General features: G+C 70.2%; 6 protein-coding genes and 1 pseudogene. 1 reads left to right on the top strand and 6 read right to left on the bottom strand.

The features are described from left to right. Positions 1-90: 90 nt before the first annotated feature. The 5 genes from AB0M27_RS35525 to AB0M27_RS35505 all read right to left on the bottom strand — a co-directional run bounded on the left by AB0M27_RS35525 (position 91) and on the right by AB0M27_RS35505 (position 5,399). Positions 91-390 carry a hypothetical protein gene (locus AB0M27_RS35525; protein WP_365728092.1) on the bottom strand — a complete coding sequence of 100 codons (300 nt, stop codon included), beginning with the start codon at positions 388-390 and terminating at the stop codon, positions 91-93. 222 nt (positions 391-612) lie between these two features. Further along, entirely contained in the window at positions 613-1,674 is a 1,062-nt protein-coding gene (locus AB0M27_RS35520) for a YIP1 family protein (protein WP_365728090.1), read from the bottom strand. Between the two features lie 75 nt (positions 1,675-1,749). Beyond that, positions 1,750-2,094 (bottom strand): FG-GAP repeat protein, encoded by a 345-nt coding sequence (locus AB0M27_RS35515; protein ID WP_365728088.1) that lies wholly within the window; start codon positions 2,092-2,094, stop codon positions 1,750-1,752. Positions 2,095-2,276: 182 nt separating this feature from the next. Further along, entirely contained in the window at positions 2,277-3,755 is a 1,479-nt protein-coding gene (locus tag AB0M27_RS35510) for an FG-GAP and VCBS repeat-containing protein (RefSeq protein ID WP_365728086.1), read from the bottom strand. A gap of 195 nt (positions 3,756-3,950) precedes the next feature. After that, the gene (locus tag AB0M27_RS35505; protein ID WP_365728085.1) at positions 3,951-5,399 is read right to left on the bottom strand and encodes a VCBS repeat-containing protein; all 1,449 of its coding nucleotides are present in this window, start codon (positions 5,397-5,399) and stop codon (positions 3,951-3,953) included. A gap of 609 nt (positions 5,400-6,008) precedes the next feature. Between AB0M27_RS35505 and AB0M27_RS35500 the strand changes: the two are divergent. After that, positions 6,009-6,212, top strand: a pseudogene (locus AB0M27_RS35500) (helix-turn-helix domain-containing protein); the annotation flags it as partial. 237 nt (positions 6,213-6,449) lie between these two features. On the opposite strand, the gene AB0M27_RS35495 reads toward AB0M27_RS35500, so the two are convergent. After that, the gene (locus AB0M27_RS35495) at positions 6,450-7,727 is read right to left on the bottom strand and encodes a recombinase family protein (protein ID WP_365728083.1); all 1,278 of its coding nucleotides are present in this window, start codon (positions 7,725-7,727) and stop codon (positions 6,450-6,452) included. Positions 7,728-7,881: the final 154 nt, after the last annotated feature.

Genomic DNA, 7,881 nt, shown 5'->3' with positions numbered 1-7,881 from the left:
ATAACAACAACGGCTGAACTTCACAGCCCGGCGGCCGCAGGTGCACATGCACCTGGTCGCCGGACTGTTTTACGTGCGCGCCTCGGCGCCTCAACTCTGGTAGCAGTTGACGTTCTGATTGCCGGTGAAGGTGTTGCCCGTTCCGGTCTGCCCCGTCGGATAACGGACCTGGAAGTTGAAGGGTGACTTACCCCGCAACGGGAGGAGTCCCCCTGTCCCGGTGCCCGGCACCTGGGTGTCGCCGTTGTTATTGTTGGTGGTCTGATTTCCGAATGTTGCCCAGCAGCGAGAGGAGCCCCCGTCGCCTTGAGTCTGGGCGCCGCCGACGCTGAAGAGAATCGCCGCCGTCGCAGCGGCGCTGATCGTGGCGAAACGCTTGGCGAGCTTCACTCGACCGACCTTTCGTCGGCCCTGGTGTCGAATCTCGGGCTTTAGGGAGCAGGATGGCGACGACAGGCGGGAACGATTACTAGGCACACTGCGGTGTCCGCGTTTTCCCTCGTACTTTCCCGTACAGCCCAGAACTCCCGCGGCGACGACGCGTATGCGAGAAGGGCCCCCGGCTGTCATGCCGGGGGCCCTTTCGTGCTCACAGGGGACTGGGACGGGGAACTAGAACGTGCCCAGCTTCACGATCGAAAGCAGCGCGATCAGCTGGATCGCCGACGCCCCCAGCGCCCTTGGCCAGGGCAGATCGTGGGAGCGGGAGACCATCAGGGTCAGCAGGGCGCCCGCGCCGATCCAGGTGGCCCAGCCGAGCAGCTGGACGAAGGTCGCGTCGCCGCCGACGAACATGGCGACCAGCAGTCGCGGCGCGTCCGTGAGGGCCGTGATCAGCATGGACAGGCCGACCGTCGGCTGCCAGGCGCCGTCGCCGCCGAGCTGACGGGCCAGGGTGTGGGTGACCACGCCCAGGACGAACAGGCCGAGCACCATCACGACCGCCGTGATCAGCACGATCGGCACCGCGTTGGACAGCGTGGCGCCGATCGCGTCCTTGCGGGCGCCGTCGAAGCCGAAGACGGCCAGCAGGCCGTAGAGGAAGGTGGTGATGAGCGCCGGGGCCCACATCGTGTAGTCCCGCATGCGCAGGAAGGTCTGGTCGGGGGAGAGGATGATCCCCTTCAGCAGCTGCTTCCAGTGCAGCGGCGGGCCCAGCGGGGCGGTCGGCGCCGCGGCCGAGCCGGCCTGGTAGGTCGCGCCCTGCGTGTAACCGGCGGCCTCGTCGACCGAGAACGCCTGGGTGTGGCCCGGGTTGTTGGCCGCGTACGGGTCGTGACCGGGAGCGCCGCCCGGGTAGCCGCCGTCCCCGAGGTACTCCGGCCCGTCGTCGGCCGGGCCCGGGTAGCCGTACGACTGCCCCGGCCGCCCGTACGACTGCCCCTGCCGGCCGTACGGCGGCTGCCCCTGCTGCGGGCGCGGCCGCTGCGGTGCCTGCGGGTAGCCGTACGCGGGCCCCGCGGGGTGCCCGTACGACGGCCCCGGCTGACCGTGCTGCGGTCCGGGCCGGCCGTACGACGGTCCCTGCGGCGCCTGCTGTCCTTGGGGGGTGCGGTTGTCCCGGCCCCCGCGTCCGATCCTGAATCCAGCCACGTCATCGAACGTACCTGGTCCCGGAGAGTGGTGTGCCGGGCCCGGGCGTCCGGGCCCGGCTTTGCGGCCGACCTGTGACATCCCCTAAGGGACCGTCAGCGACCCGACCAGGGGGCGCTCAGGGGTTTCCCCCGGTTCCCCGCCCCCGGCCGGCCGTCAGTCCTGGAAGTGACCGCCCACGGTCGTCAGGTGGACGGCCCCGGACGTCGTCGGGATGGTGGAGGTGCCGCGCAGTAGGACGGCGCCGCCGCTCAGGCCGATCGCCAGGTCGGCCTTGCCGTCGCCGGTCAGGTCACGCAGGTGCACGGTGTGACCGAATGTGGCGGCGGCGGCCGGGCCGGAGCGGGAGCCCCGCACGATCGTGACCGTGCCCCGGTACTCCGCGCTGCCGACGTGCTCGGTCGGGTTGCCGACGACCAGGTCGGAGTACCCGTCCTTGTTGAGGTCCGCGGCGGCGAGGACCTCGCCGAAGCTGTCGTCCTCCTCGCCGCTGCCGGGCACACCGGCGCTGTCCTGGTCGACGGTCTGGGTGTGCGCGGTGTCCAGGCCCTTCGCGCTTCCGTAGACGACGGTGACGGCGCCGCCGGTGCGGTCGCCCTGGTTGTATCCGAGGAAGGCCAGGTCCCGGTAGCCGTCGCCGTTGAAGTCGTCGTAGTTCTTGGCGACCGCGTGGGCGTGGAGTGTCAGTCGGCGAAGTTGGCGCCGAAGTACGGCGTGCCCGACGTCGAGACGCCCGAGTCGCCGGGCCAGATGGAGCGCGAGCCGGTCGTCGTGATCTTCGTGCCGTCGGAGGGCAGGTAGGTCACGGCGCCGTCGCCCGCGTTCTCCTGGGAGCCGACGATCAGGTCGGCCCTGCCGTCGCCGGTGACGTCGTCGAGCTTGACGTCCGTGCCGAAGTAGTCGTCCTTCTCGTCGTTGCCGGGCACACCCGGGGTGGACTGGGCGAAGCCCTGGGCGCCGGAGGTGGTGTCCAGGCCCTTCGCGGTGCCGTAGAGGACGGCGACGGAACCGGTGTTCGTCGCGGTGCCGATGTTCTCGCCCGCCACGCCGATCGCGAGGTCCAGGAAGCCGTCGCCGTTGATGTCGCCGAGGTCGAGCTCGTAGCCGAACCAGTCGTTGCCCTCGGCCGTACCAGGGACGTTCCCGGTGTCCTGGGTGATGCCGGTGGCGCTCGGGGTGAGGGGGCCGCCGTCGGAGCCGTACGTCACCCAGACCTTGCCGCCCTTGCCGGAGTCGGGCACGGCGGTGCCGTCCTCGGTGGTGGTGTTCCAGTAGGCGCCGCTGACGACGTCGCCGTAGCCGTCGTGGTCGATGTCGCCGATCGCGGTGATCACGCCCGGCTTGAGGGTCATGGACTGGGACATGTCCAGGCCGCTCGCCGTGCCGGGGATGTAGTAGTTGCGGTTCCAGCCGTAGTCGGTGGAGGTCTCGTAGCCGTCGACCACCAGGTCGGTCTCGCGGCCGCCGTTGATGTTGCCGGCGGTCAGGTTGAGCGGGCCGTTCGCGTCGGTGCCCATGATCGGGGGCTTGATCGTGTACTTGCCGCCGGGTACGCCGGAGACGTTGAAGCCGCCCTTGAAGACGTAGATCGTGGCGGCGGAGCTGCCGACGGCCAGGTCGGCCTTGCCGTCGCCGTCGAAGTCGCCGGCGGCGAGGTTCTTGCCCCAGTAGTCGTGCGCGCTGGGGGCCGGGTCGGCGATCGAGACGCCCTTGCCGGTGATGCCCTGGGCCGAGCCCCACAGGATCGCGAGGCCGCCGCCGTCCTTGTCGGTGCCGACGTCCTCGCCGGGGGAGCCGACCGCGATGTCGTCGTAGCCGTCGCCGTTGAAGTCGGCGTACGCGCTCTCCGCGCCGAAGTGGTCGCCGGCCTCGGCGGTGCCGGGGTTGCCGGTGGTGTCCTGGCTGATCGTGGAGCGCTTGGCGGAGGAGACGCCGCTACTCGTGCCGTAGAGGACCACCAGTCGGCCGGCGGCGCTCCTGCTGTTCACGGAGGCGCCGTCGGCGGAGAAGGCCACGTCGCCGATGCCGTCGCCGTTGAAGTCGGCCTGCGGGACGGAGGTGGAGTCCGCGGCCGCCGCGGTCGCGGCCGAGAAGGTGAGCAGACCGCCCGTCAGCGCGGCCGCGGTGGCCGTGGCGAGGGCGAGTCGCAGAGGCTTGTGCATGCGGGTTTCTCCTGCGGCATGCGGGGGATGCCTGGCTGACATCCGGAGTCGATGGGCTGTGGACCGTCCCCGTTCGCCGTGAGTTGTCCCACGGTTCACCGGACGGTCGGTGATCAGGAGACCCGCCGGGACGCGTAAGGGTTGTACGTGAGCTGGGTAAATTTATGAGGCTGGTGTGCGTGTCGGGTCGACGCGTTACGGTGCCAGGAACTCCGAGGTCGAGAAGGTGGTCGCCGGCCCGGCCGTGAGCAGGCCCTGCGCCGTGCCCCGGTACACGGCGACCGTGTCCTTCGTCTCGCCCCGGTACGTCCGCACCACCAGGTCCGCCCGCCCGTCCCCGTCGAAGTCACCGACCGCGAGGACACGGGTCGTGCCGGGCGCGGGCGGCACGCCGGTGACCGCTCCCGCCGTCGACAGGCCGACGGCACCGGCCCGCAGGACGCGCAGCCGGGAGCCGCCGGAGAGGAGCTCGTCGCGCCCGTCCCCGTCGAAGTCGGCGGCGTCCAGCGTCGAGCCGGGGGAGCGGAGGGTGCCACGTGCGGACGTGGCCGGGAGGTCGTAGCGCAGGGACGTTTCCGCCGTGGTGCCCACCGCCGCGTCCAGCGCCGCGCCACGGCCGAAGCGGCCGAGGGCCACATCGCTGCCGGCGGGCAGGACCGTGCCGGTGCGGGCCGGTCCTGCCGGTCCGCCGAGCACGACGGCGGCCTTGCCGGGGCCGTCGGCGGCCCGGACGACGAGGTCGTCGTACCCGTCCCGGTTCACATCGGCCGCGGGGCCGGTGGGCACCTCTCCGGGGGCGGGCAGCAGGGCGCCGGCCACATGCGGTGCGCCCTGACGGCTGAAGGGTCCGCGCAGGTACGTCAGCCTGCCGCCGGACGCGTGCAGCACCAGGTCCTCGCCGCCGTCGCCGTCGAAGTCGCCGCACACCGGCTGGTCGGGCCAGTCGTTGCCGAAGGGGGCGCGGGCCGGGACGGTGAGCTGGACGGCGCGTCCGGTCAGCCCGGCCGGCGAGCCGAAGAGGATCTGCAGCGGCACCGGGGGCCGGCCCTGTCCGTCGTACGGCGGGTCGGTCGACGCGATCAGGTCGGTGAAGCCGTCGCCGTTCAGGTCGCAGCTCTCCTCCGCGTCGAAGACGGCCGGGAGCCGGCCCCTGGCGGGGGCGGCCTGCTTCTTCGGGGCGAGCAACTGCCGTGCGCCGGGGACGAGTCCGTGCGCGCCGCCGTACACGATCCCGATGCCGGCGTCGTCGGCGTGGCTCTGCGCCTTGACGAGATCGTCGAGGACGAGGTCGCGGTGGCCGTCGCCGTTGAAGTCGTCGGGAACCCTGCTGCCCTTGCCCGGCGGGACGGGGAGTCGGGCGGGGGCGTGCGGAGGCTTGGCCGACCTGGCCGATTCGGTGCCGTCGGAGGGGCCGCAGGAGGTGAGGAGGAGGGCGGAGGCAGGGTGCAGGTGAGGGCAACCGCCGTGAGCGTCCCGGTTCTCGTGCCGGCCCTGGTTCTTCCCGCTCCCCGCGTTCTCCGCACCGTTACCGTCCCCCTCACCGGTCCCGCCCGCGACGCCCTCGCAATCATGCACGTGTTCGACCGACGGTGACACCCCGGGTCGGCGCCGGAGCGCGATGGTGGTGGGCCAGGACGGTGCCATGATCAATAAATATGCCAAGGTAAGCACATGACCTGACCTTGACCTGCAGTGATGCGAGCTACGCGACCCGCTGACCCCTACCAGCGGACTGGCTCAGCATCCCCGCCCACGCAGAGGGGGCACGGCCGTCTTTCCGTCCAGCCGCAATGCTGGCAACCGCCAAATCCGCAGCAGCCATCGCACCAGATTTCGCCGTGGCCAGCGCAGCACCCGCAGAGGTCGCCGTACTTCCACAGGGACCAAGGGGGCTGGCCGCCCGTCCGTCCAGCGCGAGGGGGATTGTCTGGTCGGCGGATTGGGCGAGAGCGGCTAGCCGGTCGCTCTGGGGCCGTGGTCATCACTGCCCGTCGGGGTGCCTGGCCATGAAGACATTGCAGTCCGTGACAGTCGTCTGATCATTGCCCGCGCGTGCCCAACTCCGGACCCTCGCAAGTTCGGCGCAGCTGGCGCACCCCTCAACCGGGTAGGCTCCAACGTCTGTTCGCTCATCGGGAGTTGGATCGGAGCACCGGGGTAACTCCTTGGCTCAGTCATACCGCCCAGGTTCCGCCTGAAGTGGATCTAGAACTAGCGGCCACCTGTAGGCCAGATGTCGGCCAGAATTGGCACATGGGCAGCGACATCGGGGCCAACATCCGGCGCTTGCGCGAAGAGCGCGGGTGGAGTCAGGCACGGTTAGCGCATGAGGTCTGCCGGGCAGCGGGGGTGATTGGTGATCCAGTCGGACGGCAGGAAGTCAGCCGATGGGAGACCGGAAAGCGAACGCCCCGCGAATGGCTGCCGTTCCTCGCTGTCGCCCTGGGTGTATCCGTGGAAGTGCTCAGGGCGCCTCAGAACCCCGCTGACCCCCTTTGCCGCCCCTGGCTGACTTCCTTGCCCGAAGGGGACCCGCTTGGCCCGCTAGAGGAGCGCTCAGGGCGCATCGGCATGGGCACCGTGGATGACCTACAGAAGCGGGTGCACGGCCTACGACTCGCCGATGACGTCCTAGCGGGGGGTGACCTAATCCGCCAGGGAGGCCCGAACGGGGCTCAGAGGGCGCCCAGGCGCCTACTTGGCTGGTGCCTCTGCCCAGTGCACAGTCACCCGATCCTCCGTGTTCGCGTTCCGGCCACGGCCGACGGACTTAGCGATGGTGATGCGGTCGAGGAAGAAAGCCAGGAAGCTACGTCGCTGCTCCAGGTCCCAACTGCCCCACGTCGACTCCGGCCCGATGGGGTCGCCCTCCGGGGCCGTCCACTCCGAGGGGATGATCACGGTGCCGCTCTCATCCCGCCCCAGCTCAGCTACGCGCTCACTCACGCGAGCCTCATGGGCAGTCAGCCGCTCGACGGATTCAGCGAACATGGCCGTGCCGGTCGCCCCGGCGTACAGCCCTGCCTGCCGGTCGGCGTACAGCGTGCGGAGGGCTTCCCGTACGTGCTCCAACTCAGCCCGCGCGGCGGCTAGTTCGGCCTGCCGTTCGCCCGTGTCTGCCTGGGCGGCAAATCGGCGCGCTGCCTCATCAAGCCATTCCAGGTCTTCACGGTCCTCGGGGTCCAGCGCAGTCAGGCGCGACCACACGGTGCGGGCGACCACATCATCAGCAGCTTCCATGTTGATGGCCAGCCCCCCATGCTCCGGTACAGCGCCGGACTGGGCCCGGTTGCACCGGTAGAGCTGCTTGCCGTTGCGTCGGTCGGTCACCATGGACGATCCGCACACCCCACAGAACAGCATCCCTGTCCCGCCGAGCAGCGACGGCACAGACCGGCCACCCTGCCTCACAACCTGCGGCGTGCGGCCGTCTAGAACATCCTGAAGGCGCCACCAGTCGTCTGCGGGAACGATGCCCTCATGTGCTATCAGGGGAGCGCCGGAATCGTCGCGCAGAATGACTCGCTTGGCGCCCTGGCGTTCAGCGGCATAGCCAGCAAGGCGAGGATCACGCAGGATGCGCAGCACGGTCGAGGACACCCACGCAGTGCGCTCCAGCGGCTCACTTATGCCCCTGCCCCGCCGGGCGGCCACGCGCGCTGTCATGTCCGCCGCTTTGGTCGGCACGCCGTCTGTGTTCAGCCTGCGGGCAATGGCAGATGCGGCTACGCCGGACAACGCCCACTCGACCATCTGGCGCACGGGCGGTGCCTCTGCCGGGTCCGGGACCAGCTTGACCACCACCAGGTCCCCGCGCGGCTCACGGCTCGACTGGAAGCCGTACGGGGCCATGCCGGACACGTGGGAGCCAGCGGCGCGCAGGGTCTCTTTAGTCGCCGTGATGTACGCCGACTTCAGGTCTGACTCTTGCTGAGCCAGCGCAGCGATGAGGCCGAAGATCGCAACGCCCATGGGAGTAGACGTGTCCAAGTAGGGCTCTTCGACGCTGACGAGCAGTACGCCGTATTTGGGGCTCTCCTGCCGTATGTGTGGGTCATTCTGTGGCGGGTTGGCGGCCGGGGAGGGTGGGGCGGTCGCCGGCGAGGGTGAGCATGACGAGGGCGAT

It is taken from the genome of Streptomyces sp. NPDC052107, from assembly GCF_040680215.1.
Classification (GTDB): domain Bacteria; phylum Actinomycetota; class Actinomycetes; order Streptomycetales; family Streptomycetaceae; genus Streptomyces.
The sequence above is the reverse complement of the archived record's forward strand: the minus strand, read 5'-3'. Positions and strand labels throughout refer to the sequence as shown.

Coding starts and splice junctions, on each gene's coding strand:
- AB0M27_RS35510 (WP_365728086.1), bottom strand. CDS start 3,755: ATGCACAAGCCTCTGCGACTCGCCCTCGCCACGGCCACCGCGGCCGCG.
- AB0M27_RS35505 (WP_365728085.1), bottom strand. CDS start 5,399: ATGGCACCGTCCTGGCCCACCACCATCGCGCTCCGGCGCCGACCCGGG.
- AB0M27_RS35495 (WP_365728083.1), bottom strand. CDS start 7,727: ATGGGCGTTGCGATCTTCGGCCTCATCGCTGCGCTGGCTCAGCAAGAG.
- AB0M27_RS35520 (WP_365728090.1), bottom strand. CDS start 1,674: ATGTCACAGGTCGGCCGCAAAGCCGGGCCCGGACGCCCGGGCCCGGCA.